Annotated in this window: 21 protein-coding genes; 14 read left to right on the top strand and 7 right to left on the bottom strand. The window is 57.8% G+C overall.

Annotated features, from left to right (window positions below):
• Positions 1–2: 2 nt before the first annotated feature.
• From ACQG22_RS02620 to gbpA, 9 genes are all read left to right on the top strand, one after another.
• Positions 3–914 (top strand): carbamate kinase, encoded by a 912-nt coding sequence (locus ACQG22_RS02620; RefSeq protein ID WP_013095370.1) that lies wholly within the window; start codon positions 3–5, stop codon positions 912–914.
• Positions 915–1,006: 92 nt separating this feature from the next.
• Positions 1,007–2,011 carry an ornithine carbamoyltransferase gene (argF, locus tag ACQG22_RS02615; protein ID WP_013095369.1) on the top strand — a complete coding sequence of 335 codons (1,005 nt, stop codon included), beginning with the start codon at positions 1,007–1,009 and terminating at the stop codon, positions 2,009–2,011.
• 47 nt (positions 2,012–2,058) lie between these two features.
• The gene (locus tag ACQG22_RS02610) at positions 2,059–3,462 is read left to right on the top strand and encodes a YfcC family protein (RefSeq protein ID WP_369707024.1); all 1,404 of its coding nucleotides are present in this window, start codon (positions 2,059–2,061) and stop codon (positions 3,460–3,462) included.
• 75 nt (positions 3,463–3,537) lie between these two features.
• Positions 3,538–4,017, top strand: coding sequence for an arginine repressor (locus ACQG22_RS02605; protein ID WP_013095367.1), 480 nt, complete (start codon positions 3,538–3,540; stop codon positions 4,015–4,017).
• A 100-nt stretch (positions 4,018–4,117) separates the two neighbouring features.
• The gene (locus ACQG22_RS02600) at positions 4,118–4,222 is read left to right on the top strand and encodes a pyrBI operon leader peptide (RefSeq protein WP_022646880.1); all 105 of its coding nucleotides are present in this window, start codon (positions 4,118–4,120) and stop codon (positions 4,220–4,222) included.
• A gap of 34 nt (positions 4,223–4,256) precedes the next feature.
• Positions 4,257–5,189 (top strand): aspartate carbamoyltransferase, encoded by a 933-nt coding sequence (gene pyrB, locus ACQG22_RS02595; RefSeq protein WP_014830458.1) that lies wholly within the window; start codon positions 4,257–4,259, stop codon positions 5,187–5,189.
• Between the two features lie 12 nt (positions 5,190–5,201).
• A complete protein-coding gene (gene pyrI / locus ACQG22_RS02590) occupies positions 5,202–5,663 on the top strand; it encodes an aspartate carbamoyltransferase regulatory subunit (RefSeq protein WP_013095364.1) in 462 nt (153 codons plus the stop codon).
• A 74-nt stretch (positions 5,664–5,737) separates the two neighbouring features.
• On the top strand, positions 5,738–6,124 hold the full coding sequence (gene ridA, locus ACQG22_RS02585) for a 2-iminobutanoate/2-iminopropanoate deaminase (protein WP_006810315.1): 387 nt from the start codon (positions 5,738–5,740) through the stop codon (positions 6,122–6,124).
• A 131-nt stretch (positions 6,125–6,255) separates the two neighbouring features.
• The gene (gene gbpA / locus ACQG22_RS02580; protein ID WP_094085370.1) at positions 6,256–7,710 is read left to right on the top strand and encodes an N-acetylglucosamine-binding protein GbpA; all 1,455 of its coding nucleotides are present in this window, start codon (positions 6,256–6,258) and stop codon (positions 7,708–7,710) included.
• Positions 7,711–7,771: 61 nt separating this feature from the next.
• Here gbpA and ACQG22_RS02575 read toward each other — a convergent pair whose 3' ends face one another.
• The 3 genes from ACQG22_RS02575 to mgtA all read right to left on the bottom strand — a co-directional run bounded on the left by ACQG22_RS02575 (position 7,772) and on the right by mgtA (position 14,517).
• Positions 7,772–8,947 (bottom strand): IS4 family transposase, encoded by a 1,176-nt coding sequence (locus ACQG22_RS02575; protein WP_038418736.1) that lies wholly within the window; start codon positions 8,945–8,947, stop codon positions 7,772–7,774.
• 141 nt (positions 8,948–9,088) lie between these two features.
• A complete protein-coding gene (locus ACQG22_RS02570; RefSeq protein ID WP_369706912.1) occupies positions 9,089–11,473 on the bottom strand; it encodes a beta-N-acetylhexosaminidase in 2,385 nt (794 codons plus the stop codon).
• 335 nt (positions 11,474–11,808) lie between these two features.
• Positions 11,809–14,517 carry a magnesium-translocating P-type ATPase gene (mgtA, locus tag ACQG22_RS02565; protein WP_038985657.1) on the bottom strand — a complete coding sequence of 903 codons (2,709 nt, stop codon included), beginning with the start codon at positions 14,515–14,517 and terminating at the stop codon, positions 11,809–11,811.
• Positions 14,518–14,908: 391 nt separating this feature from the next.
• On the opposite strand from mgtA, the gene treR reads away from it, so the two are divergent.
• The 5 genes from treR (at position 14,909) to nrdG (ending at position 22,196) form a co-directional block, all read left to right on the top strand.
• Positions 14,909–15,856, top strand: a complete 948-nt coding sequence (gene treR / locus ACQG22_RS02560; RefSeq protein WP_020688716.1) for a trehalose operon repressor TreR — start codon at positions 14,909–14,911, stop codon at positions 15,854–15,856.
• Between the two features lie 127 nt (positions 15,857–15,983).
• Positions 15,984–17,402: a PTS trehalose transporter subunit IIBC gene (treB, locus tag ACQG22_RS02555; RefSeq protein ID WP_038420863.1), complete on the top strand. Its 1,419-nt coding sequence runs from the start codon at positions 15,984–15,986 to the stop codon at positions 17,400–17,402.
• Positions 17,403–17,453: 51 nt separating this feature from the next.
• Positions 17,454–19,097: an alpha,alpha-phosphotrehalase gene (gene treC / locus ACQG22_RS02550; RefSeq protein WP_246932098.1), complete on the top strand. Its 1,644-nt coding sequence runs from the start codon at positions 17,454–17,456 to the stop codon at positions 19,095–19,097.
• Positions 19,098–19,470: 373 nt separating this feature from the next.
• Positions 19,471–21,609 carry an anaerobic ribonucleoside-triphosphate reductase gene (gene nrdD, locus ACQG22_RS02545; protein ID WP_246932100.1) on the top strand — a complete coding sequence of 713 codons (2,139 nt, stop codon included), beginning with the start codon at positions 19,471–19,473 and terminating at the stop codon, positions 21,607–21,609.
• 122 nt (positions 21,610–21,731) lie between these two features.
• Positions 21,732–22,196, top strand: coding sequence for an anaerobic ribonucleoside-triphosphate reductase-activating protein (gene nrdG / locus ACQG22_RS02540; protein ID WP_013095356.1), 465 nt, complete (start codon positions 21,732–21,734; stop codon positions 22,194–22,196).
• 3 nt (positions 22,197–22,199) lie between these two features.
• Here the strand turns inward: nrdG and ACQG22_RS02535 are convergent, their stop codons facing one another.
• From ACQG22_RS02535 to ACQG22_RS02520, 4 genes are all read right to left on the bottom strand, one after another.
• Positions 22,200–22,484 (bottom strand): type II toxin-antitoxin system RelE family toxin, encoded by a 285-nt coding sequence (locus ACQG22_RS02535; protein ID WP_222169090.1) that lies wholly within the window; start codon positions 22,482–22,484, stop codon positions 22,200–22,202.
• Positions 22,474–22,716 carry a type II toxin-antitoxin system RelB/DinJ family antitoxin gene (locus tag ACQG22_RS02530; RefSeq protein ID WP_008501400.1) on the bottom strand — a complete coding sequence of 81 codons (243 nt, stop codon included), beginning with the start codon at positions 22,714–22,716 and terminating at the stop codon, positions 22,474–22,476. Before ACQG22_RS02530 ends, ACQG22_RS02535 begins: the two co-directional genes overlap by 11 nt.
• 77 nt (positions 22,717–22,793) lie before the next feature.
• Complete coding sequence (locus tag ACQG22_RS02525; protein WP_151347751.1) at positions 22,794–24,704, bottom strand: BglG family transcription antiterminator; 1,911 nt, start codon at positions 24,702–24,704, stop codon at positions 22,794–22,796.
• A gap of 19 nt (positions 24,705–24,723) precedes the next feature.
• Positions 24,724–25,860, bottom strand: coding sequence for a lactonase family protein (locus ACQG22_RS02520; protein ID WP_222169091.1), 1,137 nt, complete (start codon positions 25,858–25,860; stop codon positions 24,724–24,726).
• Positions 25,861–25,948: the final 88 nt, after the last annotated feature.

The following is a 25,948-nucleotide window of genomic DNA, read 5'->3' as shown; positions in this document are numbered from 1 at the left end:
CTATGGAACGAAAACCCACTCTGGTTGTGGCCCTGGGCGGCAACGCATTGCTCAAACGCGGCGAACCGCTAGAAGCCGAGATCCAGCGTAAAAACATCGATCTCGCGGCCCGAACCATCGCCGGGCTGACGGAGCAGTGGCGCGTGGTGCTGGTGCACGGCAACGGGCCGCAGGTCGGGCTGCTGGCGTTGCAGAACAGCGCCTACGACAAAGTCGCCCCCTACCCGCTGGACGTTCTCGGTGCCGAAAGCCAGGGGATGATCGGCTACATGCTCCAGCAGGCGCTGAAAAACAGCCTGCCCCAGCGCGAGGTGAGCGTCCTGCTCACCCAGGTGGAGGTGGACGCCGCCGACCCGGCCTTCAGCAACCCGACCAAGTACATCGGCCCGGTCTACAGCGAAGCCCAGGCAAAAACGCTGCAGGCGGAGAAAGGCTGGGTGTTCAAGGCCGACGGCAGCTACTTCCGCCGCGTGGTGCCCTCTCCGCAGCCGAAACGCATCGTTGAGAGCGACGCCATCGCGGCGCTGATCCAGCGCGACCATCTGGTGATCTGCAACGGCGGTGGCGGCGTACCGGTGGTGGAAAACGCCAATGGCTATCACGGCATTGAGGCGGTGATCGACAAAGACCTCTCCGCCGCCCTGCTGGCGCGCCAGATTGAGGCGGATGCCCTGCTGATCCTCACCGATGCCGACGCGGTGTACCTAGACTGGGGTAAACCAACCCAGCGTCCGCTGGCACAGGTGACGCCGGAACTGCTCAAGGGCATGGCGTTCGACGCCGGTTCAATGGGGCCGAAAGTGGCCGCCTGCCGCGAGTTTGTTGAGGCCTGCAACGGGATTGCCGGGATCGGCGCGCTGGCCGACGGCGCGGAGATCCTCGCGGGCGAGAAAGGCACGTTGATTCGTAACTGAATAACTTCCCCCTCACCCGACTCTCCCTCTCCCCGGGGGAGAGGGCCGGGGTGAGGGCACCAGACAGCTAACGATTTAAAAAGGATTTACACATGACCATCAACCTGAAAAACCGCAACTTCCTCAAACTGCTGGACTATACCCCGGCGGAGATCCAGTACCTGATCGACCTCGCCATCGAACTGAAGGCCGCCAAAAAAGCCGGACGTGAGAAGCAAACCCTGGTCGGGAAAAACATCGCCCTGATTTTTGAGAAAACTTCTACCCGTACCCGCTGCGCCTTTGAAGTGGGCGCATTTGACCAGGGCGCGCAGGTCACCTACCTCGGCCCAAGCGGCTCGCAGATTGGCCATAAAGAGTCGATGAAAGACACCGCCCGCGTGCTGGGCCGCATGTATGACGGCATCGAGTATCGCGGCTACGGCCAGGCCATCGTCGAAGAGCTGGGCGAGTACGCGGGTGTGCCGGTATGGAACGGCCTGACTGACGAGTTCCACCCCACTCAAATCCTCGCCGATCTGATGACCATGCTGGAGCACTCGCCGGGCAAAACCCTGCCGGAGCTGAGCTTTGCCTATCTGGGCGACGCGCGCAACAACATGGGCAACTCGCTGATGGTCGGTGCGGCCAAGATGGGAATGGATATCCGCCTGGTGGCACCAAAGTCCTTCTGGCCGGAAGCGGGGCTGGTTGAGCAGTGCCGCGCCATCGCAAAAGAAACGGGCGCACGCATCACCCTTACCGACGACGTAGAAGAAGGTGTGCAGGGAGCCGATTTCCTCTACACCGACGTGTGGGTCTCCATGGGAGAGCCGAAGGAAGCCTGGGCCGAGCGCGTCAGCCTGATGAAGCCGTATCAAATCAATGCGCAGGTGATGAAGGCCACCGGCAACCCGAACGTCAAGTTTATGCACTGCCTGCCGGCGTTTCACAACGAACACACCAAAGTGGGCCGCGAAATTGAGATGGCCTACGGCCTGAAAGGGCTGGAGGTGACGGAAGAGGTCTTTGAATCACCAAACTCTATTGTCTTCGACGAAGCAGAAAACCGTATGCACACCATAAAAGCCGTCATGGTGGCGACACTCGGCGACTAATCACCGCCCGGCGCGCCACGGGGTGCGCCGGGGTTCAGGAGAACATCATGGGCAAGTTTAAGTTTCCCTCCGCTTACACCATTCTCTTTTTTCTGATTGCCGTCGTGGCCGTGCTGACGTGGATTATTCCGGCCGGACAGTACCATATGGCAATGAACGAGGCGCTCGGCAAAGACGTGCCGGTTGCCGGGACCTACGCGCACGTGGCGGCCCACCCGCAGGGGCTGGTTTCCGTACTGATGGCTCCCATTGCCGGGCTGTACGATCCGGAGTCCGGACAGGCCGGGGCGATCGACGTAGCGCTGTTTATCCTGATCATCGGGGGATTTCTCGGGATCGTCACCAAAACCGGGGCGATCGACGCCGGGATCGAGCGCGTCACCACGCGATTACGCGGGCGTGAAGAGTGGATGATCCCGATCCTGATGGCGCTGTTCGCCGCAGGCGGCACCATCTACGGCATGGCCGAAGAGTCACTGCCGTTCTACACCCTGCTGGTGCCGGTGATGCTGGCCGCCCGTTTTGATCCGGTTGTCGCGGCCTCCACCGTGTTGCTCGGCGCGGGGATCGGCACGCTCGGCTCTACCATCAACCCCTTCGCCACGGTGATCGCCGCCAACGCCGCCGGGATCCCCTTCACCAACGGGATCGCCCTGCGCGTGGCGCTGCTGGTCATCGGCTGGATCATCTGCGTGGCATGGGTAATGCGTTACGCCCGTAAGGTGCGCCAGGATCCGTCTCTTTCCATCGTTGCAGACAAACAGGAAGAGAACCGCGCCCATTTCCTCGGTAACAAAGACGCACAGACGCTGGAATTTACCCCGGTACGCAAAATCATCCTGGTCATTTTCGCCCTCGCCTTCGCGGTGATGATTTACGGCGTGGCGGTGCTGGGCTGGTGGATGGCGGAGATCTCGGTGGTGTTTCTCGCCAGTGCCATTATCGTGGGGCTTATCGCCCGCATGAGCGAAGAGGAGCTGACCTCAACGTTTATCAACGGCGCACGAGATTTGCTGGGCGTCGCGCTGATTATCGGCATCGCCCGCGGTATCGTAGTCATCATGGATAAGGGCATGATTACCCACACCATTTTGCACAGCGCGGAAGGGCTGGTCAGCGGGTTATCCACGGTGGCGTTTATCAACGTGATGTACTGGCTGGAGGTGGTGCTGTCGTTTCTTGTGCCTTCTTCATCCGGCCTGGCCGTTCTGACGATGCCGATCATGGCACCGCTTGCCGATTTCGCTAACGTCAACCGCGACCTGGTAGTCACGGCTTACCAGTCAGCCTCCGGTATCGTTAACCTGGTGACGCCCACCTCCGCGGTGGTTATGGGCGGGCTGGCTATCGCCCGCGTGCCCTATGTGCGCTACCTGAAATGGGTGGCGCCGCTGCTGGGGATACTCACGGTGGTGATCATGGTGGCGTTAAGCCTGGGGGCAGTATTGTGATGTTTTGACGTTGTAGGCCCGGTAAGCGTAGCGCCACCGGGCGTTTTGTTTCAGCCACTTACATGGGAAATAGTTATGACGGAATATGGTGATTACTCTCCAAAAGAACAGCTACAGCTGACGGTCTGTCAGCGCCTGATCGCAGAAAAGAGCTATCTCTCCCAGGAAGAGATTCGCCGCGATTTGCAGGAGCGTGGTTTTGAGACCATCAGCCAGTCCACCGTTTCACGTCTGCTCAAGTTGCTTGGTGTCATAAAAATTCGAAATGCCAAAGGGCTAAAAATTTATTCGTTGAATCCTCTTCTGCGCCCTGCCCCCGACGCCGCGCGTACCGTTTCCGAAATGGTGGTCAGCGTGGAGCATAATAGCGAATTTATCCTTATTCATACCGTGGCCGGATATGGCCGCGCGGTGGCGCGCATTCTGGATTATCACCAGTTACCGGAAATTTTAGGCGTGGTTGCCGGAAGCAGTATTGTCTGGGTCGCCCCCCGGGTGGTGAAGCGTACCGCGCTGGTGCATAAGCAAATTAATTATTTACTCAGAACGCATTAATATTCATAAAGAACCGTTTGCATTGAGTAAAGCGTGCATTAAATTGCTTGATCCGGACATCGGGGTGCGTATAATGCCCGACAATTTGCCGGGAGGAAGCATGGTCAAGCGTGTTCGACATAACGTCTTACCGCGTCTGAAATCAGACGCTGGCCTGCCGTTTTTCTTCCCGTTGCTAAACCTATTCCCAGAGCCCCTCATTTGAGGGGCTTTTTTTTGCCCGGCGTCAGGAGATAAACATGAATCCGCTTTATCAAAAACACATCATTTCCATAAACGACCTCAGCCGCGAAGAGCTGGAACTGGTTCTGGAAACCGCGGCAAAACTGAAGGCCAATCCGCAACCGGAGCTGCTGAAGCACAAGGTGATTGCGAGCTGCTTCTTTGAAGCCTCGACCCGCACGCGCCTCTCCTTTGAAACCTCCATGCACCGCCTGGGCGCGAGCGTGGTGGGCTTCTCAGACAGCAGTAACACGTCGCTGGGTAAAAAAGGCGAAACCCTGGCGGATACGATTTCAGTGATCAGCACCTACGTTGACGCTATTGTAATGCGTCACCCGCAGGAGGGCGCGGCCCGTCTGGCGACCGAGTTCTCCGGCGGTATTCCGGTGCTGAACGCCGGTGACGGTGCCAACCAGCATCCGACGCAGACCCTGCTGGATCTGTTCACCATTCAGGAGACCCAGGGCCGTCTGGAAAACCTGAACATCGCCATGGTGGGTGACCTGAAATATGGCCGCACGGTTCACTCCCTGACCCAGGCGCTGGCGAAATTCAACGGCAACCGCTTCTTCTTCATCGCCCCGGACGCGCTGGCGATGCCGCAGTACATTCTCGACATGCTGGATGAAAAAGGCATTCCGTGGAGCCTGCACGCCAGCATCGAAGAGGTGATGGGCAACGTGGATATTCTGTATATGACCCGCGTGCAGAAAGAGCGTCTGGATCCGTCCGAGTACGCCAACGTGAAGGCGCAGTTTGTGCTGCGCGCCAGCGACCTCGAGGGCGCGCGCGACAACATGAAGGTGCTGCACCCGCTGCCGCGCATCGATGAGATCACCACAGACGTAGATAAAACGCCGCACGCCTGGTACTTCCAGCAGGCCGGAAACGGCATCTTCGCCCGCCAGGCGTTACTGGCACTGGTTCTGAATCGCGAATTGGCTCTGTAAGGGGAAACGACAATGACACACGATAACAAACTCCAGGTTGAAGCCATCAAACGTGGCACCGTGATTGACCACATCCCTGCGCAGGTCGGCTTTAAGCTGCTGACGCTGTTTAAACTGACCGAAACCGACCAGCGCATCACCATCGGCCTGAATCTGCCGTCAGGCGAAATGGGCCGCAAGGACCTGATCAAGATCGAGAATACTTTCCTGACCGACGAGCAGGTTAACCAGCTGTCGCTGTACGCGCCGGACGCCACCGTTAACCGTATCGACAATTACGACGTGGTGGGCAAATCACGCCCAAGCCTGCCGGAGCGGATTGAGAGCGTGCTGGTTTGCCCGAACAGCAACTGCATCAGCCACGCGGAACCGGTCTCCTCCAGCTTCGCAGTGAAAAAACGCGCCGATGACATCGCACTCAAATGCAAATACTGCGAAAAAGAGTTTTCTCATTATGTGGTGCTGGCCAACTAATTGAGGTTGGTAAAGGATCCCGGCCTCCCTATAATGGCCGGGACTCTTAAATCAGCTGTTATTCTGGAGAAATCATGACCAAAGTACTCGCGACGGAAAATGCACCAGCGGCTATCGGCCCATACGTTCAGGGCGTTGATCTGGGTAGCATGATTATTACCTCTGGCCAGATCCCGGTGAACCCGAAGACCGGTGAAGTGCCAGCCGACGTAGCGGCGCAGGCGCGTCAGTCGCTGGAAAACGTGCAGGCGATTGTGGAATCCGCAGGCCTGAAAGTGGGCGACATCGTGAAAACCACCGTTTTCGTGAAAGATCTGAACGATTTCGCCACCGTTAACGCTACTTATGAAGCGTTCTTCACCGAGCATAACGCCTCTTTCCCGGCGCGCTCCTGCGTGGAAGTGGCTCGTCTGCCAAAAGACGTGAAAATTGAAATCGAAGCGATTGCCGTACGTCGCTGATTGATAGCAGCAGGGAATGGGCGGCTTCGGCTGTCCATTTTTTTTGGTTATTTTTCCTCTCACCACAGCATGACCTTCCCCACCCGCCATTAATAACATCACCCTGCGTATTTATTATTAATGGACTAACAATGAAATTATCAAAGATTGCCCTTGCGATGGCGACCCTGACCGTTGCCTCATCCGCTTTAGCGCACGGATATATTGAGTCTCCTGCCAGCCGCGCTTATATGTGCAAGCTCGGTCAAAACATTGACTGTGGCTCCGTTCAGTATGAACCGCAGAGCGTGGAGAAAACCTCCGGCTTCCCGGGCGGTGCGATGCCGCCAGACGGCCAGCTTGCCAGCGCGGGGATTGCGAATTACTCCCAGCTGGATAAACAGAGCCTGAACGCGTGGACGAAAAGCCCCATGACCGCCGGCCCGCATGAGTTTGTCTGGTATCACACCGCGCCGCACAAAACCACCAACTGGCGTTACTACATCACCAAACAAAACTGGGATCCGAATAAACCCCTGACCCGCGATCAGTTTGAATTAACCCCGTTCTGTACCGTGAATGGAAATGGCCAGGCCCCCGCGATGCGCAAAGCCATGACCTGTAATGTACCGGCTCGCACGGGTTACCAGGTGATTTATGGCGTCTGGGAAATAGCGGATACTTCGAACAGTTTCTACCAGGCCATTGACGTTGATTTTGGTAACGGCGGCAATGTTACCCCGGATGACGGTGCCAGCATCGAATCAGAGTGGAGCAAGGTCCTCAGCGGCCAGATTGCAGGAAATAACCTGAACGTCGGCGATAAGGTCATTGCCCGCTTCTTCGATGCGCACGGTGAAGTAACCTCCCTGCGCACAGAAATAACGATCGCCACGGCCGCGCAGGGGGATGCTAACCAGTGGTCGTACGATCTGGCGCAGAAAATTAATACCGCGCACCAGGACATTCGCGTCGGCGTGAAGGATGAGGGCGGCGAGATTAGCCCGGTCCATGGCGCGAACAGCGTATTCGTCAAAGAGGGCAGCGCCCTGCAGTCCGTTGCGATTTCGTACGAAGAGCAGAAGGCAGAGGTCAATGAAACCATCGCCGTCAGCAATTTGCACTACAGCAAAATCGAGAACGGCAATGCGACCGTCACCTTCCATGTGAATACCCACGGTAACGTCGATTTCGAAGCCCACGTCATGAACCATCACGGGGCGGAAAAAGGGTACCTGAAGCAGGAGATGAATAACGTGAATCAGGACGTCACCCTGACGCTGACCGGCGTTGAGGCGGGTCACCACATGCTGAAGTACTACGCCACCAATAAAGACGGCACGCTGTTTGCGCAGGATGTGCTGAACCTGATGCTGGAAGAGGAAGCCGCGGCGGACAACAGCACCGGTCAGCATGATTACATCTTCCCGGATAACATCGCGTCGTACAAAGCAGGCACCGTGGTGCTGCAGCCAAAAGATGGTAAGACCTACCAGTGTAAGCCTTTCCCGTACAGCGGCTACTGCGTGCAGTGGAGCAAGTATGCGACCCAGTTTGAGCCGGGCACCGGTTCACACTGGAAAGAGGCGTGGGTGCTTAAGCACTGAGTCGTCTGATTCCCTCACCCCTGCCCTCTCCCAAAGGGCTGAGGGATCCCCAGTAATATGGTCATGCCACCATGACCATATTACTGTACTCTTTTCCCAGCTTTTTCATCTCGTTAACTATATTCAGCCGTCTCACTTTCCCGGGCTCATGCCGGATGACTTCTTCTGCCAGACTCAGGTATGACAGAACCCGTCTGTGCCTGATGCTGCTTGCCTGATAGTGCCAGTGTAAACACTGCCTTTCTGCCCTGTAACCTGCCAGCCACATCACCAGGCTTGCCATTGCCGCGACCATATTCAGCACTTCCAGTCGCCCTTTTCCCTGACTCCGGCTCAGCCTCAGACCGAACCCGAAGCGTGGACTTTTGTCGTCCCGGAAGTTTTGTTCTATCTGCATTCTGCGGCTGTACAGGGCCATTATCTGGTGCGGCTCCAGTCCCTCTGCATTACTGAACAGCAGCCAGGGCTCCCGCGCGCTACTGCGGTGTTCCCGCTGTGTTTTCGGCATCCCCCCTTTTCCCTGACGCCCTGCGTCAGGGCGCTTATGCAGATAGAACCGGCCGTAACAGGGCGTTCGTGGTTTACGGGACAGGACACCGTAACCCACGCAGACCGGTTGTCCGGTAGCCTCAAGCTCACTGATTTTCATCCACTTTTTATCTCCGTCCAGCCGGAAGCTGATGCAGCCCCTGACCCTGCCGGTGAAGCTCCAGCCCAGCTGGCTGACATGCCGGAACCAGTCTGTCCTGAAGCCTGCATCCGTAATGATGGTGACGGCTTTATCTTTCGGGATGGCATCATGCAGGCGGTCAAGGAAGCGGCATTGTACATCGCTGTTCTGCGCCAGCTCTGCGGGGACAACCTCACTCATAAGCGGCAGTGAGCGACCATTACAGACCAGGCTTGCCCGCAGAAGATACCAGTTCCTGTCATGCCAGCCTGTCCAGTCGACAGCAATCACACAGAAGGGCATAAGGGAGGTGATGGTATGTGTGAGCAGATGCTGAATACGGGGAATATCCCGGTGAAGGGCGGTATTACCCAGGGCACGGTCAACACGTTTAATTTTATTTTTGACGTGCGCCCTGCCGGGAAGAGTGCGACCAAGGCTGGTCAGGGTCAGATCCGCACCGTGCGTGAGGGCAACGGCCATGGAAACAAGGACATTAATCCGGAAGCTGTGAACGTCCGGTAAAGACGCGGAGAAAAATTTCTGGCAGACTGTCTGTAAAGGCACGATGAGGTCTCTTCTGATTTGTTAGCGCAACCAGTAGATCACACTTCATCGTGCTTTTCATTTTTCTGGGGAACCCTCAGCCCAAAGGGAGAGGGTGTATTAATTCCCTCTCCCCCTGGGAGAGGGTTAGGGTGAGGGGGTCTACTGATTCCGCGTCGCGCGCAGCAGCGTCTCCAGCGGGTACACCGCCGCAATCACCACTTCGTCCTGAACCTTCGCCGCGTTATCCAGCTCGCTCTGAATTGAGGCGATCTCTTTATCGTCCAGCGTGCCCTGACGCGCCACCAGATCGGTGAGCCTCAGGCCAATCGAGGCCAGCTTGTCCACCTCCTGCATCACCGGCTTGATCGCCTTCAGCTGATAGCTGTTTTCACTCAGTGCCAGCGCGTCGCTGGTATTGCTCTGCCAGCGGTTAAACACATGGCGCAGCGCGTCGGCACTTTCGGTATCCTCGGCGTCGCTTACCAGACGGTCGGCCCATTTGTTCATCTGGCGCACGGTGGCGCTTTCAGCGTTCAGCGCATCCGCGAAGCGGTTGAGCGGCTCAAACTGATGGTAGTTTCCGGCCTGGAATTTGAGATGCTGACGAGTGTAATACTGCACAGGCTCCACCGCCTGGGCGAGGATTTGCAGCGGCAGCGTATCGGCATTCCCGGCAAGGCGCGTGAACTGCACCTGCTGCTGGGTGTGCTGCTGCAGCCCGACCGAGACCGTCGACCAGCTGTCCATCGCCTGCAGGCGGGTGTACATGTTGTCGACATCGGTAACATCCTGCGCGGACCATAACCGCTCCGCCACCGCAAAGGTACGCGGCCACAGACGGATATCCAGCACCGGCGCCACCACGTTTTCCGCCCACAGCGCGGCTTCTCCGCCAAGCAGATTAACCTGATGCGCGATATCCGGCACTACCGGCGGAGTGCCTTTAGGGACCTCATCCAGACGCGTGCCGCTGATCGGGTAGCGGACATTCCCCACCAGGAAATAACCCGTGAGCTTATCGTTATCAACCGACACCACCGGGCGCGTTTCGCCCATCCAGGTATCAACGGTAAACGTCACCTGATTGTCATCGCGCCACGCAATGTTATCCACCGCGCGGCGGGACTTGCCGGCAAAATCAATAAATCCGCGCCAGCCGGACTCCCCTTTCACCAGCGTAAAGCTGCCTTCGATCGGCTTGCCTTTCAGACGAGGCATGGAGAAGGCCCAGCTCTGGGCGCTGTCGGTGTCGGCAATCACGTCCACGCCGTTTAAGGTCTGCGGCACGATCTCATTGCGGTAGTGGTAAGCGGTGGACTGCGGCTGATCGAGATAGAAGCCCGTCGAGAGGATCCCTTTGTAGCCGTTCTGCGCCACCTGTCCCAGCGCATCCTGCCCCTGCCAGGACTGGATCAGAATGCTTTTGGGCAGATCGGGATGGTAGATCTCATCCCAGCCCACCATCTGCCGGTGGTGTTTTTCAAGGATCGTTTCCAGCTTGCGGTTGAAATACGCCTGCAGCGCGTGGCTGTCCGCCAGCTTGTGGTCGCGCATAAACTGCTGAATGGCCGGATTCGCTTTCCACTGGCTGTCGTCCACCTCATCGCCACCGATGTGCAGATAAGGATCGGGGAAGATCGCCGCCAGTTCGCTGACCATCGCGTCAGCAAACGCGTAAGTGGCCTCTTTGGTCGGATCCAGCACCGGCTTTAAGACTCCCCAGTGGCGCTCCATTTCGTACGGCCCCGGCGCGCTCATCAGCGCCGGGTAGGCCACGGCAATGGCCGAGGCGTGGCCCGGCATATCGATCTCCGGCACCACGCGGACACCGCGATCGGCAGCATAGCGGACAATCTCGCGCATCTGCTCTGGCGTGTAGAACAGCCCGTCGCTGGCAAGCTGGGTCAGCTTAGGATAGCGCTTTGAGCTGAAACGCCAGCCCTGATCGTCGGTTAAATGCCAGTGCAGCACGTTGAGTTTTGCCGCGGCCATACCGTCGATCTGGCGTTTGATATCCGCCAGCGGGATAAAGTGGCGCGCCGAGTCCAGCAGCAGCCCGCGCCACGGGAAGCGCGGGGAATCTTCAATGGTCACCCACGGTACAGAGGTGTTTTCCGCGCCGTTTTGCACTAGCTGGAGCAGCGTTTCCATGGCACGCAGCGCGCCGAAACGGGTATTGGCGGAGATATCCACCCCGTTGGCATCCACCGTCAGCCTGTAGCTTTCGTCGCTGTCCGGCAGCGGCTGCGGCTTCACTTTTTTGGCGATGGCAATGCGGATGGTCGGTTTTTCGGGTTTGTCGGCCTGCGGCTGCAGCGTCCAGCCGGTTTGCAGGGCAATGCGCTGGCGCAGGCGGTTAACGGCGTCACCGAGATCGTCTCCGCTGACGCTTACGGAGAGTTGATTATTGAGCACCAGCGCGCCCTGAGTGGTCGGGCGTTCAACCTTCGCAGGCCAGGGCATCAGGGGAAGATCGCCTGCCGGGGCGGCAAACGCTGACGCGCCGAGCAGCAGCCCGGCGGTTAAGAGGCTGTACCGTAACATGAATGTTCCTTATCTGACGGGCCAAATATCCCCGTCATACTTCAAGTTGCCTGTGCGTTGGCTGCACTCGTTCACCCCGGTCACTTACTTATGTAAGCTCCCGGGGATTCACTCCCTTGCCGCCTTCATGCAACTCGAATTATTTAGGGTATAAAGGCAAAACATTCTGTTAACATGCGCTCAATTTGTCGTCAAGCGAATGCGCCGACGGAGATCACAGGTTCTTGAATTTGAGAGGAAAGCCAATCCCCTCACCCCGGCCCTCTCCCCAAAGGGGAGAGGGTGTAATCATCCCCTCTCCCTTCCAGGGAGAGGGTTAGGGTGAGGGTATGTTTTTACTGCCACCCATACCGACGCGCGTAAAACCCTTTCACCATCTGCGTCAGCACCATATAGCCCGCGAGGATCGCCACCAGCCACGGGAAGTAGCTCAGCGGCAGCGCCTGCAGCTGCAGGTAGCTGGCCAACGGTGAGAACGGCAGCGCGATGCCGAGCGCCATCACAATCCCCGTCATCACAATCAGCGGCCAGGCGGCTCGGCTCTGGATGAACGGAATACGACGTGTGCGGATCATATGCACAATCAGCGTTTGCGACAGCAGCCCCACCACGAACCAGCCGGACTGGAACAGGGTCTGATGTTCCGGTGTATTGGCGTGGAACACAAACCACATCAGGCAGAAGGTCAGGATGTCAAAGATGGAGCTGATCGGGCCAAAGAAGAGCATAAAACGCCCCAGATCCGCCGGGTTCCAGCGCTGCGGCTTCTGGATCTGCTCGTCGTCGACGTTATCAAACGGGATCGCCACCTGAGAGACATCGTACATCAGGTTCTGGATCAGCAGATGCAGCGGCAGCATCGGCAGGAACGGCAGAAACGCGCTCGCCACCAGCACGCTGAAGACGTTACCGAAGTTGGAGCTGGCGGTCATTTTGATGTATTTCAGCATGTTGGCAAAAGTCCTACGCCCTTCGATCACGCCCTCTTCCAGCACCATCAGGCTCTTTTCCAGCAGGATGATGTCTGCCGCTTCGCGGGCGATGTCCACCGCCCCGTCCACGGAGATGCCAATATCCGCCGCACGCAGCGCGGGCGCATCGTTGATACCATCGCCCATAAAGCCCACCACGTGCCCTTCGCGACGCAGCAGGGTGACGATGCGCTCTTTATGCATCGGCGTCAGGCGGGCAAACAGCGTGGTGTGCCGGGCAAGCTGAGCCAGCTCGTCGTCACTGAGGTGTTCGATATCGCTGCCTACCACCACGTCACCCGCGTCCAGCCCCACTTCGTGGCACACTTTGGCGGCCACCAGCTCGCTGTCGCCAGTAAGGATTTTCACGGTGATCCCGCTGGCCTTCAGCGCTTTCAGCGCCGGAGCGGTGGTCTCTTTCGGCGGATCGAGGAATGCGATATAACCCTCGAGGATCAGATCGGATTCGTCGATACGCTGATAGTCTCCCTCGCGTGCAGGCAGGAATTTGCTCGCCACCGCCACCACCCGCAGCCCCTGACGGTTCAGGTTATCCGTGACGCGTTTGATGCGGCGCAGCATGGTGTCGTCCAGCGGCACGATGTCGCCGTTGTAGCGCACCTGGGTGGAAACATTGAGGATCTCCTGCAACGCGCCTTTGCAGATCAGCTGGTGCACATCCGGCTGCTCGCTGACCACCACCGACATCCGGCGGCGCTCAAAATCGAATGGGATCTCATCCACCTTCTGCCAGCGGCCAGAGAGTGAGCGGGCAGACTCTTCATCCACCCCTTCCAGCACAGCAACATCGAGCAGATTTTTCAGCCCGGTCTGGTAGTGGCTGTTCAGCCAGGCGCTGTGCAGCACGCGTTCGCTGGTTTTACCGGCGATATCGGTGTGGTTCTCCAGCACGATTTTGTCCTGCGTCAGCGTGCCGGTTTTGTCGGTGCAGAGAATGTCCATCGCGCCAAAGTTCTGAATGGCGTCGAGGTGTTTGACGATTACCTTCTGTTTTGACAACTTCACCGCCCCGCGCGCCAGGGTGGAGGTGACAATCATCGGCAGCATTTCCGGCGTTAAGCCAACCGCCACGGAGAGCGCAAACAGCGCGGCTTCCCACCAGTCGCCTTTGGTGTAGCCGTTGATCAGCAGCACAATCGGCGTCATCACCATCATAAAGCGGATCAGCAGCATGCTGACGCGGCCAATCCCTTTCTGGAACGCATTCGGCTCGCTCTCCTGCTCTGTCACACGTCCGGCAAGCTGACCAAACCAGGTATTGCCACCGGTGGCGGTGACAATCGCCTGCGCCGTGCCGCTGACCACCGTGGTGCCCATAAAGCACAGGGTGTCGCACTCAAGCGGGTTCATCTGCTGCGGATCGCGGCTCCGCGCCACCTTTTCCACCGGCAGGGACTCCCCGGTGAGCGAGGCCTGGGCCACGAACAGATCGCGCGCCTGGATGATGCGTAAATCCGCCGGGATCATATCCCCGGCGGCGAGCTTCACCAGATCGCCCGGCACCAGCTGGTCGATGGGCAGTTCGACCCAGGCGTTTTCACCCAGATCGTTAATGACTCGCGACACAGTCGCGGTGTTGCTGACCATCGCCTTCAGGGCATCCGCCGCTTTGGTGGAGCGCGCTTCCTGGATAAAGTTAAGCAGCGTGGAGATCCCCACCATCAGGGCGATAACGCCTGCGGCAAACAGATCTTCAGTGGCATAAGAGATAATGCCCAGCACCGTCAGTAGCAGGTTGAAGGGGTTGCGGTAGCAGATCCACAGATGCACCCACCACGGCGCTGGCTTTTGCGCCGGGATAAGGTTATCGCCATGCACGGCCCGGATTTTTTGCACTTCAGCCGCATTCAGCCCTTCCGGGTGTCCGTTAAAGGCGCGCCAGACTTCGTTCTCATCCATCGCCGCCACGTTAAGGCAACGCTCGGTCAGGCTGGCGGGAATAGTGGCGCCGGAGAAATTTTTGCCGTTTGGCAGCGGATCGCGCTGAACCAGACGGTGTGGCAGGTGGCGGCTCAGCAGCGCCTGCAGCTGCCGGGTGATATTTTTAAACATAGTCATTCCCCCGCATCCGCCAGGGCGGACGCAGTCATTCCTGCAGGCGTGGCAAAGCCGTACCTGACAGGCACTTAAATTTTCAAGCAGGAACGTTCAGAACGTTGCTGCCTCACATCACCGGTGAGACAGCACAAGGCTGGCTTACCGGAAAGAAGGGGTTCTCCTGGTCAGGAGAGGTGTGGGATCGGGATCCATGTCGCCTCCGGTAAGTAAAAATAAGGGGTACGCCGCGCAGTATAAGGATTTAACCGTACCCTAAGCGGCGCGTCGGGCGGTATTATACCCACCCTCAAATAAACCGAACGTAAACCAGACTTTGCCCATAGCGAATTAGCGCTATAGCATTAGGCTCATTTGACACCGTTATCGTTGTTACAGGGAATACAGCATGCAAAACCGCCTTACGATTAAAGACATTGCGCGTTTAAGCGGCGTGGGGAAATCCACCGTGTCGCGCGTGCTGAACAACGAGAGCGGTGTCAGCGAACGCACGCGCGAGCGCGTCGAGGCGGTGATGAATCAGCACGGGTTTTCCCCTTCCCGTTCCGCACGCGCCATGCGCGGACAGAGCGATAAAGTGGTCGCCATTATTGTCTCGCGTCTGGATTCCCTCTCTGAAAACCTCGCCGTACAAACCATGCTGCCCGCCTTCTATGAGCAGGGTTACGATCCAATCATGATGGAGAGCCAGTTCTCGCCACAGCTGGTGGAAGAGCATCTGGGGATGCTGGCGCGACGCAACATCGACGGGGTGGTCCTGTTTGGCTTTACCGGCATTAAAGAAGAGATGCTCAAACCCTGGCAACCCTCGCTGGTCTTGCTGGCACGCGATGCCCACGGATTTGCCTCCGTCTGCTATGACGATGAAGGGGCGATTATTACCCTGATGCAGCGCCTGTACGAAAAAGGCCATCGTCATATCAGCTATCTTGGCGTACCGCACGCGGACGTCACCACCGGCAAACGCCGTCACGAAGCCTATCTGGCGTTTTGCAAAAAGCACAACCTCTCTGCCGTGGCCTCCCTGCCCGGGCTTGGCATGAAGCAGGGCTATGAACAGGTCGCCAGCGTGCTGACCCCGCAGACCACCGCGCTGGTGTGCGCGACCGACACCCTGGCGCTGGGTGCGAGCAAATATTTACAGGAACAGCGCATCGACGAGCTGCAGGTTGCCAGCGTAGGCAGTACCCCGCTGATGAAGTTCCTGCACCCGGAGATCATCACCGTCGATCCGGGCTACGCTGAGTCCGGCCGTCAGGCCGCCGCACAGCTGATTGAGCAGATCAACGGGCGCGCAGAACCCCGCCAAATCGTCATTCCCGTCCATCTTTCATAACCGCCATAAATCGGTTTATTGTGATCTTCGCCCGATTTCGGGAACGTTCCCATTTTCGCCGTCCCGCTGAAGGAGTAGGCTTGCGCTCAGGTCATTACACCCCTCCCATCTGTCATGAGGTTTCATGATGAGTAAAGTCAAACAAGCAGATATCGATCAGCTGATCGTCCTGGTGGGCGGTCGCGAAAACATCGCGACGGTCAGCCATTGTATTACCCGCCTGCGCTTCGTGCTGAACGATCCGGCCAAAGCCAATCCGAAAGCGATTGAAGCGCTTTCGATGGTGAAAGGCTGCTTCACCAACGCCGGGCAGTTCCAGGTGGTTATTGGTACCGAAGTGGGCGATTACTATCAGGCTCTGCTCGCCACTACCGGGCACAACGCGGCAGATAAAGAGCAGGCCAAAAAAGCCGCGCGCCAGAATATGAAATGGCACGAGCAGCTTATCTCCCACTTCGCAGAGATCTTCTTCCCGCTGCTGCCGGCGCTGATCAGCGGGGGCTTAATTTTAGGCTTCCGTAACGTCATCGGTGATGTGCCGATGAGCGACGGCAAAACCCTGGCGCAGATGTACCCGGCGCTGAAAACCATTTACGACTTCCTGTGGCTGATTGGCGAAGCGATCTTCTTCTATCTGCCGGTGGGGATTTGCTGGTCCGCCGTGCGTAAAATGGGCGGTACCCCGATTCTGGGTATCGTACTCGGCGTAACGCTGGTCTCTCCGCAGTTAATGAACGCTTACTTACTTGGCCAGCAGGCGCCGGAAGTGTGGAACTTTGGCCTGTTCACCATCGCCAAAGTGGGCTATCAGGCGCAGGTTATCCCGGCACTGCTGGCGGGTCTGGCGCTGGGCTTTATTGAAACGCGCCTGAAACGCATCGTGCCAGATTACCTCTATCTGGTAGTGGTGCCGGTCTGCTCGCTGATCCTGGCGGTGTTCCTGGCGCACGCCTTTATCGGTCCGTTTGGCCGCATGATCGGCGACGGCGTGGCCTTTGCCGTCCGTCACCTGATGACCGGCAGCTTCGCGCCGATTGGTGCCGCGCTGTTCGGCTTCCTGTACGCCCCGCTGGTGATCACCGGCGTACACCAGACCACGCTGGCGATTGATATGCAGATGATCCAGAGCCTTGGCGGCACGCCGGTCTGGCCGATTATCGCGCTGTCTAACATCGCTCAGGCATCTGCCGTAACGGGCATTATTCTGGTCAGCCGTAAGCATAACGAGCGTGAAATTTCCGTTCCGGCCGCCATCTCCGCGTATCTCGGGGTCACCGAACCGGCGATGTACGGTATCAACCTGAAATACCGCTTCCCGATGCTCTGCGCCATGATCGGCTCTGGTCTGGCGGGTCTGGTGTGTGGTCTCAACGGCGTGATGGCAAACGGCATCGGCGTTGGTGGCCTGCCGGGTATTCTCTCCATTCAGCCCGCCTTCTGGCAGGTGTTTGCCCTGGCGATGGCCATCGCGATCATCGTCCCTATGGCGCTCACTACCGTGGTTTACCAGCGTAAGTTCCGTCAGGGCGCGCTGCAGATTGTTTAACTTCATCTTTCGGGGCGCAGTTGCGCCCCTTCGCATTTGCAGGAACGCATTATGAATACCCTTCCTCACTGGTGGCAGAACGGAGTCATCTATCAGATTTACCCAAAAAGTTTTCAGGACACGACCGGCAGCGGCACCGGCGATTTGCGCGGCGTGACGCAGCGGCTGGACTACCTGAAAACCCTCGGTATTGACGCCATCTGGCTGACGCCGTTTTACATCTCCCCGCAGGTGGATAACGGCTACGACGTGGCGAATTACACCGCCATCGACCCGGCGTACGGCACGCTGGATGACTTTGACGAGCTGGTCGCCCGGGCGCATGAACGCGGCATTCGCATCGTGCTGGATATGGTGTTTAACCACACGTCAACCCAGCACGCCTGGTTCCGTGAATCACTGAATAAAGCCAGCCCGTACCGCCAGTTTTATATCTGGCGCGACGGCACGCCGGAGCAGCTTCCCAACAACTGGCGCTCCAAATTCGGCGGCAACGCCTGGCGCTGGCACGCCGAGAGCGAGCAGTATTATCTGCACCTCTTCGCCCCGGAGCAGGCGGATCTCAACTGGGAGAATCCGGCCGTGCGCGCCGAACTGAAAAAGGTGTGCGAGTTCTGGGCCGATCGCGGCGTGGACGGCCTGCGTCTGGATGTGATTAACCTGATTTCGAAAGACCAGGCTTTCCCGAATGACGATATTGGCGACGGTCGCCGCTTCTACACCGATGGGCCGCGCATTCATGAATATCTCCAGGAGATGAGCCGCGACGTCTTTACGCCGCGTAATCTGATGACGGTGGGCGAGATGTCCTCCACCTCGCTGGAGAACTGCCAGCAGTATGCGTCTCTCGACGGGCGCGAGCTGTCGATGACCTTTAACTTCCATCATCTGAAGGTGGATTACCCCGGCGGCGAAAAATGGACGCTGGCAAAACCGGATTTCGTGGCGCTGAAAACCCTCTTCAACCACTGGCAGCAGGGGATGCATAACAAAGCGTGGAACGCGCTGTTCTGGTGTAACCACGATCAGCCGCGCATTGTGTCGCGCTTTGGCGATGAAGGCGAATACCGCGTACCGGCGGCGAAGATGCTGGGCATGGTGCTGCACGGGATGCAGGGCACGCCGTATATCTATCAGGGTGAAGAGCTTGGCATGACCAACCCGCACTTCAGCCGCATCACCGATTACCGCGACGTGGAAAGCCTGAACATGTTCGCCGAACTGCGGGCTAACGGCCGCGATCCGAACGAACTCCTGGCGATTCTGGCGAGTAAGTCGCGCGATAACGGGCGCACGCCGATGCAGTGGGATGCCTCGCACAATGCGGGTTTTACCGAAGGTGAGCCGTGGATTGGCGTCTGCGACAACTACGAGACGGTGAACGCCCGCGCGGCGCTGGACGATCCCGATTCGGTGTTTTATACCTACCAGTCGCTGATTCGCCTGCGCAAAACCCTGCCGGTGCTGACGTGGGGCGATTATCAGGATCTGCTGCCGGAACATCCGTTCCTGTGGTGTTATCGCCGCCAGTGGCAGGGGAAAACCCTGGTGGTGGTGGCTAACCTCAGCCATCAGTCTCATGAATGGGAATCTGATGTTCTCAGCGGTGAGTGGCAGGCCGTCATGAGTAATTACCCGGCCCCACATACCACCACGCTACGTCCGTTTGAAGCCGTCTGGTGGCTACAGGCGTAATCTCCCGCCGGGCGTAACAGCAGCGCCCGGCTTACTTTACTGTTTTTGTTGAATAATTAATCAGATTTTTCCTTTGCGGATTTACATTCGCTCCAGCGCCCGCCGTTTGTACTCTCGTCTTTTTACTTTGTTCTGAATCAAAAAAATCGCAAACATGTTTGATGCAAATCACTATATGTAGCACTTAAAATGCTGGCCGACCCAACATCTTGTATTTATCGTCTACTATTCCAACAACAACACGGCGACTCCGCTCTCCGGGATTGTGGATAACAAGGGTCGGGAACGCGGGAAGTCATTGGGCTGGCTGATAATCCACCCGGTGCATACTTCCCCACCTCTGTGGATAACCTGTTTTTAAAATGGAGTGATCATGACACCGCATGTGATGAAACGTGATGGCTGTAAAGTGCCGTTTAAATCAGAGCGCATTCAGGAAGCCATTCTGCGTGCAGCTAAAGCAGCGGGAGTCGATGACGCAGATTACTGCGCCACCGTCGCAGACGTCGTTAGCCGCCAGATGAACGAACGCAGCCAGGTGGATATCAGCGAGATCCAGACTGCGGTTGAGAACCAGCTGATGTCTGGTCCTTACAAGCAGTTAGCGCGCGCTTATATTGAGTACCGCCACGACCGCGACGTCCAGCGTGAGAAGCGCGGTCGTCTGAATCAGGAAATCCGGGGTCTGGTCGAGCAGACCAACTCCGCCCTGCTCAATGAAAACGCCAATAAAGACAGCAAGGTGATCCCGACCCAGCGCGACCTGCTGGCCGGTATCGTGGCTAAACACTACGCCCGTCAGCATCTGTTGCCGCGCGACGTGGTATCGGCGCACGAGCGCGGTGAGATCCACTACCACGATCTCGACTACTCGCCGTTCTTCCCGATGTTTAACTGCATGCTGATCGACCTCAAAGGCATGCTGACCCACGGTTTTAAAATGGGTAACGCCGAGATTGAGCCGCCGAAGTCCATCTCCACAGCGACGGCCGTCACGGCGCAGATTATCGCCCAGGTCGCGAGCCACATTTACGGCGGCACCACCATTAACCGCATTGATGAAGTGCTGGCCCCGTTTGTTACCGCCAGCTTTAAGAAGCACCGTAAAACGGCGGAAGAGTGGCAGATCCCCGATGCTGACGGCTACGCCCATTCCCGCACCGAGAAAGAGTGCTATGACGCGTTCCAGTCGCTGGAGTACGAGGTGAACACGCTGCATACCGCGAATGGTCAGACGCCGTTTGTCACGTTCGGCTTTGGTCTGGGAACCAGCTGGGAATCGCGTCTGATTCAGCAGTCCATTCTGCGTAACCGTATCTCCGGTCTTGGCAAAAACCGCAAAACGGCGGTGTTCCCGAAACTGGTATTCGCCATCCGCGACGGCCTGAACCATAAGTTTGGTGACCCGAACTACGACATTAAACAGCTGGCGCTGGAGTGCGCGAGCAAGCGTATGTATCCGGACATTCTGAACTACGACCAGGTGGTGAAAGTCACCGGTTCGTTTAAAACCCCGATGGGCTGTCGCAGCTTCCTCGGCGTGTATGAGGACGAAAATGGTGAGCAGGTGCATGACGGCCGCAACAACCTGGGCGTGATAAGCCTGAACCTGCCGCGCATCGCGCTGGAAGCCAAAGGTAATGAAGACACCTTCTGGGCGCTGCTGGATGAGCGTTTACACCTGGCACGTAAAGCGCTGATGACCCGCATAGCCCGTCTGGAAGGGGTCAAGGCACGCGTGGCACCGATCCTCTATATGGAAGGGGCCTGCGGCGTACGTCTGAAAGCGGACGACGATGTGTCTGAGATCTTCAAAAACGGTCGTGCGTCGATCTCGCTGGGCTATATCGGCATTCACGAAACCATCAACGCCCTGTTTGGCAACACGCATATGTATGACAGCGACGCGCTGCGCGAGAAAGGCATCGCCATTGTTCAGCGCCTGCGCGATGCCGTTGACCAGTGGAAAGAAGAGACCGGCTACGGCTTTAGCCTGTACAGCACGCCGAGCGAAAACCTGTGTGACCGTTTCTGCCGTCTGGACACCGCCGAGTTCGGTATTGTGGAAGGGGTGACTGATAAAGGTTACTACACCAACAGCTTCCACCTGGACGTGGAGAAAAAGGTTAACCCGTACGACAAGATTGACTTTGAAGCGGCTTATCCCCCTATCGCCAGCGGCGGCTTTATCTGCTACGGCGAATACCCGAACATCCAGCACAACCTTAAAGCGCTGGAAGACGTGTGGGATTACAGCTATCAGCACGTGCCGTATTACGGCACCAACACGCCTATCGACGAGTGCTACGAGTGCGGCTTTACCGGCGAGTTTGAGTGTACCAGTAAAGGCTTTACCTGCCCGAAATGCGGCAACCACGATGCGGCCCGCGTATCGGTAACCCGCCGCGTGTGCGGCTATCTTGGCAGCCCGGATGCGCGTCCGTTCAACGCCGGTAAGCAGGAAGAGGTGAAACGCCGCGTGAAGCATTTAGGGAATGGGCAGATCGGGTAAGTTCCGTGTTCTCCCCCTCACCCTAGCCCTCTCCCTCAAGGGAGAGGGAACTCTTCCCCCTCTCCCCGTGGGAGAGGGCCGGGGTGAGGGCATCAGCGCGCATACATTCTCTGGACATTTCTATGCGATATCACCAGTACTACCCCGTCGACATCGTTAACGGCCCCGGCACCCGCTGCACTCTTTTTGTCTCAGGCTGCGTGCACGAATGCCCTGGCTGCTACAACAAAAGCACCTGGCGGCTCAATTCCGGCATGCCGTTTACTGCCGAGGTGGAAGACCGGATCATTAACGACCTCAACGACACCCGCATCAAACGCCAGGGGATTTCGCTCTCCGGCGGCGATCCGCTGCATCCGCAAAACGTGCCGGAGATCCTGAAGCTGGTGAAACGCATTCGCCGCGAGTGCGCAGGAAAAGATATCTGGGTCTGGACGGGCTATAAGCTGGACGAGCTGAACGCGCAGCAAAGGGAAGTGGTGGATCTGATTAACGTGCTGGTCGACGGCAAATTTGTACAGGATTTAAAAGACCCGGCGCTTATCTGGCGCGGCAGCAGTAACCAGGTTGTGCATCATTTGCGCTGAACGCTATAGCCGTTTGTTAGCATCGTGATATACGGTTAATTTCTCTCTTTTCCCAATAGCGATGACAACTACCGTTACCACGTTGTCCTGAACCTGATAGACCAAACGGTAACCCTGGGATCTGAGTTTTATTTTGTAGCAATCAGGCAGGGTATGCAGACGGGCCGATTCGATCCGGGGGTTTACCAACACCTCGGCAAGTTTCTTCCTGAACTGCTTTTTTACAGTCTCCCCCAGCTTGCTCCACTCTTTTAACGCCCTCGGGTCAAATTCCAGTTCATAAGTCATCCAGACTAACCTTAATTCCCTTTTGCGGATTAGCCAGTCGCTCCCGGACTGTCTGTATCAGCGCATCTTCGCTGTCGCTAATCGTGACCGTTTTCACCGGCATGCGCCCCGTCTCCGCAACGTACTGAAAAAGGAGTCGCACGGCTTCTGTTGGGGTGATATTGAGTTTTTCCAGCACGGCATAAGCCTCGTTTTTGAGTTTGTCATCCAGACGGACGTTAAGCGTAGCCATTATGCCTCCAGGCGAATCGAATGTGTAATGCAGTTTAGCATTACATTCGCATTACATCGAATTCTGGATAACGCCTCTCAAAACCGGCTCAAACTCTCCATCGCCACCGCCTTAAACTCGGCAAAATCTCCGCAGCTACAGAGCCGTGACATCGCACGTTCGCGCAGGAAGGTGACGAAAATATCGTAGATCGCCATCGCCTCTTCGTATTCGCTTTTGCTGATGGCGAGCAGGAAGATAACGTGGGCGGTTTCGTCGCCCCACTGGACGCCGTGCGGGGCGAGCACGGTATAGACCACCGTTTTCTGTGCCAGCAGGCCAAGGGAGTGCGGCAGCGCGATGCCGTCGCCGAGCATGGTGCTGACGATGGCTTCACGCTCAACGACCGAGTCGAGGAACTCAGCCCCCACAAAACCCTCCTCTTCAAGCTGGACGCAGAGCTCGCGGAACAGCGTTTGCTGGTCCACAGGGGCGTTGAGAATACGGAAATGCGCAGCGTCGAAGTATTTGTCCAGCATCCACGGACGGGTTCTGTCAACCAGCACCAGCTTGCCAATCTGCTCCAGCTGGTAGTCCGTCGGGAACGGGGCGATCATCACCACCGGCTTAGACTTTTCACTGACGCGGGCAGTTGAGATCACAAAGTCTTCGTTAATGGATTCCGTCTGCTCGTACTCGCGAAGCGTAAGCGTGCGTGTGACCTCAATCTGCGGGTATTTGCGCTGCAGCACCGCCTCAATCATACGCACCATGGCATTACCGGCATCGCACACCAGCAGCACGCGCGGCTGGCGCTGGTAGCCAATGTTGTAGTGGCGCTCCAGCCCGACGCCAATATGCAGCACCAGGAAGCCAATCTCGTTTTCGCTGATCACATACGGCGTGTATTTGCCCCAGCTTGAGACTGCCGCCAGCGTCATATCCCACGCCATCGGATAGTGTTGCTTGATGTTATCCAGCAGCGGATTCGGGATCATGATTTGATACCGCACGCGGGTGATCATGGTTTTGATATGGGTAAGCAGATCCGCATGCAGCTGCTCGTCGCTGAGCAGGTTGTAGTTATAGTGGGTGTTGATATAGCGCAGGATGTAGTTGACCAGCGCTTCGTCGTCATCCGCATTGATGGCGCTCGGCGCGATATCCTGGATCTGCCGCGCGGCGATATGCACGCACAGCCAGCTCTCTTCCGAAGGGGACAGCGCTTTGCCCGCCAGTTGCTGAATGGTCACCGCGATATCTTTCGCCGCGTCACGCACATTCTCTTCCACATCTTCGGCGTGGAATTCCGGCAGTGGATACCCCTCGCTGATCCGGCGCACCGACACCGCGCAGTAGAGTCGCAGGAACAGCTCGCCTTCGTCGGTCAGGCGGATGTGATGCCGCGTCAGCGCCTCGTGCAGTACGGGCACCATCTGCTCTGCTACTCCGGCATTGAGCGCCACGTCGGTCACCAGCGGGTTCAGGCTGTCCTGCTGGGCCAGCTCCCAGAGCAGATCGGTCAGACAGGCGCGGGTCGCCATCTCACTGCCAAACAGCTTCATGCCGTGGCGTGGACGCGTTTCCAGCGTCAGGTTGTAGCGGTGGAACCACTCCCGCACCTCCACCATATCGCTCTGCAGCGTGGCGCGGCTGACGAACCACTCATCGGCCAGGTCTTCCAGCTTGAGTGAAAACGCCGAGGTGAGAAAACGCACCACCAGATAATGCACGCGCTCCGGCCCGGTACGGGGAATGCGCAGCGCGCGCGGATGGGAAGCCTGTAGCTGCTGATAACGTACCGCATCGTCAATTTTGAGCTGGTAGCCATTGCCGCGGCTGAGAATAAACTGCGCGCCGTGGCTTGCCAGCAGCGCGTTCAGGGCGGAAATATCCGCCCGGACGGTTCGCGTGGAGACCGACAGCCGCTGCGCCAGCTCGTCCTGCGGCAGCGTCTCGTTTTGCAACAGATCAAAAAGTTGCGCTAAACGTTGGTTCGGAAATCGCACGTCGTTGTCCTCTTACTGCTCAGGGTGAAATGACCATCTGGGATGGGCTGCCGACCGGGGTGTAGTCTGACTCAAAGCTTAGCTTGCCGTCCTGACCGACGCGGAAACGGGTAATGTTGTCGCTGCGCTGGTTCATGACGTACAGCCAGCGCCCCTGTTTATCGAGCGTCAGGGTGCGCGGGTAGTCGCCACGCGTCCAGACATCGTCCTGATGCGTCAGCGTGCCCTCCGCTGTTACGGTAAAATGCCCGATGCTGTTATGCAAACGGTTAGCCACGTACAGCTGTTTACCATCTGCACTCAGCGCCAGTCCGGCCGCAAAACTGGTGCCTTTGTAACCTTCTGGCAGCGCGGAGAGCGTTTTGCCCTCTTTCAGCCTGCCGTTGCTGTCCAGCGTATAATGGGTGAGCGTAGACGCCTCTTCGTTAATCAGCCACAGCGCATCCCCCTTCGGCGTAAAGGCAAAGTGCCGCGGCCCGGCTCCTTTTGAGGAGGCGCTGATAAACGGCGGATCGTTCGGCGTCAGCTTGCCGGTTCGATCGTCAAAGCGGTACTGATAGATACGATCCAGCCCCAGATCGGTGGAAAACACATATTTCCCGCTCGGATCGGCGGCGATCATGTGCGCATGGGGGCCATTATGATCGCTGATAGCAAAACTGCCTTCTGCTGCCGCCTCCGGTTTCGCAGCGCCTGGCTCACCCTGATCCTGATGCCGATCCGTGGCGTCACCCAGGCTGCCATCGGCTTTGATCGGCAGCACTGCGATCGATCCGCTTACGTAGTTCGCCACCAGCAGATGCTGACCGTTCGGCGTGAGCGAAAGATACACCGGCCCCGCACCGCCGGAGGAGACCTGATTCAGCTCGCTCAGCTCGCCGTTATCATCTATCCGCAGCGCCTGCACCACGCCCTGCTCCACTTCGCTTGCCAGATACAGCGTTTTGCCATCGTGCGAGACGGCCAGCTGCGCGGCGTTCGGCAGCTGACTCACCAGCGTTTTATCGCCGAGCGCACCGGTGCTCGGGTCGACGGTAAAGCGGTACAGCCCTTCCCCGTTGGGGTTATAGGTGCCGACCCAGGCGTACTGCGGCTGGGCGATAGCGGCGTTAGCCAGTAAAGAGAGTGAAGCGACAAGCAGGGTACGGGTGTGCATGGTGGCTCCTTTGGGGTTATGCGGTGTGTTCCCCCCTCACCCTAACCCTTTCCCCAAAGGGGAGAGGGGACGATTACACCCTCTCCCC

Origin of the sequence: Enterobacter cloacae complex sp. 309I3, assembly GCF_050031595.1 — a bacterium.
In the GTDB taxonomy this organism is placed as follows: Bacteria; Pseudomonadota; Gammaproteobacteria; order Enterobacterales; family Enterobacteriaceae; genus Enterobacter; species Enterobacter cloacae.
This window is presented reverse-complemented; position numbering and strand designations above follow the sequence as displayed.

Coding starts and splice junctions, on each gene's coding strand:
- ACQG22_RS02620 (WP_013095370.1), top strand. CDS start 3: ATGGAACGAAAACCCACTCTGGTTGTGGCCCTGGGCGGCAACGCATTG.
- argF (WP_013095369.1), top strand. CDS start 1,007: ATGACCATCAACCTGAAAAACCGCAACTTCCTCAAACTGCTGGACTAT.
- ACQG22_RS02610 (WP_369707024.1), top strand. CDS start 2,059: ATGGGCAAGTTTAAGTTTCCCTCCGCTTACACCATTCTCTTTTTTCTG.
- ACQG22_RS02605 (WP_013095367.1), top strand. CDS start 3,538: ATGACGGAATATGGTGATTACTCTCCAAAAGAACAGCTACAGCTGACG.
- ACQG22_RS02600 (WP_022646880.1), top strand. CDS start 4,118: ATGGTCAAGCGTGTTCGACATAACGTCTTACCGCGTCTGAAATCAGAC.
- pyrB (WP_014830458.1), top strand. CDS start 4,257: ATGAATCCGCTTTATCAAAAACACATCATTTCCATAAACGACCTCAGC.
- pyrI (WP_013095364.1), top strand. CDS start 5,202: ATGACACACGATAACAAACTCCAGGTTGAAGCCATCAAACGTGGCACC.
- ridA (WP_006810315.1), top strand. CDS start 5,738: ATGACCAAAGTACTCGCGACGGAAAATGCACCAGCGGCTATCGGCCCA.
- gbpA (WP_094085370.1), top strand. CDS start 6,256: ATGAAATTATCAAAGATTGCCCTTGCGATGGCGACCCTGACCGTTGCC.
- ACQG22_RS02570 (WP_369706912.1), bottom strand. CDS start 11,473: ATGTTACGGTACAGCCTCTTAACCGCCGGGCTGCTGCTCGGCGCGTCA.
- mgtA (WP_038985657.1), bottom strand. CDS start 14,517: ATGTTTAAAAATATCACCCGGCAGCTGCAGGCGCTGCTGAGCCGCCAC.
- treR (WP_020688716.1), top strand. CDS start 14,909: ATGCAAAACCGCCTTACGATTAAAGACATTGCGCGTTTAAGCGGCGTG.
- treB (WP_038420863.1), top strand. CDS start 15,984: ATGAGTAAAGTCAAACAAGCAGATATCGATCAGCTGATCGTCCTGGTG.
- treC (WP_246932098.1), top strand. CDS start 17,454: ATGAATACCCTTCCTCACTGGTGGCAGAACGGAGTCATCTATCAGATT.
- nrdD (WP_246932100.1), top strand. CDS start 19,471: ATGACACCGCATGTGATGAAACGTGATGGCTGTAAAGTGCCGTTTAAA.
- nrdG (WP_013095356.1), top strand. CDS start 21,732: ATGCGATATCACCAGTACTACCCCGTCGACATCGTTAACGGCCCCGGC.
- ACQG22_RS02535 (WP_222169090.1), bottom strand. CDS start 22,484: ATGACTTATGAACTGGAATTTGACCCGAGGGCGTTAAAAGAGTGGAGC.
- ACQG22_RS02530 (WP_008501400.1), bottom strand. CDS start 22,716: ATGGCTACGCTTAACGTCCGTCTGGATGACAAACTCAAAAACGAGGCT.
- ACQG22_RS02520 (WP_222169091.1), bottom strand. CDS start 25,860: ATGCACACCCGTACCCTGCTTGTCGCTTCACTCTCTTTACTGGCTAAC.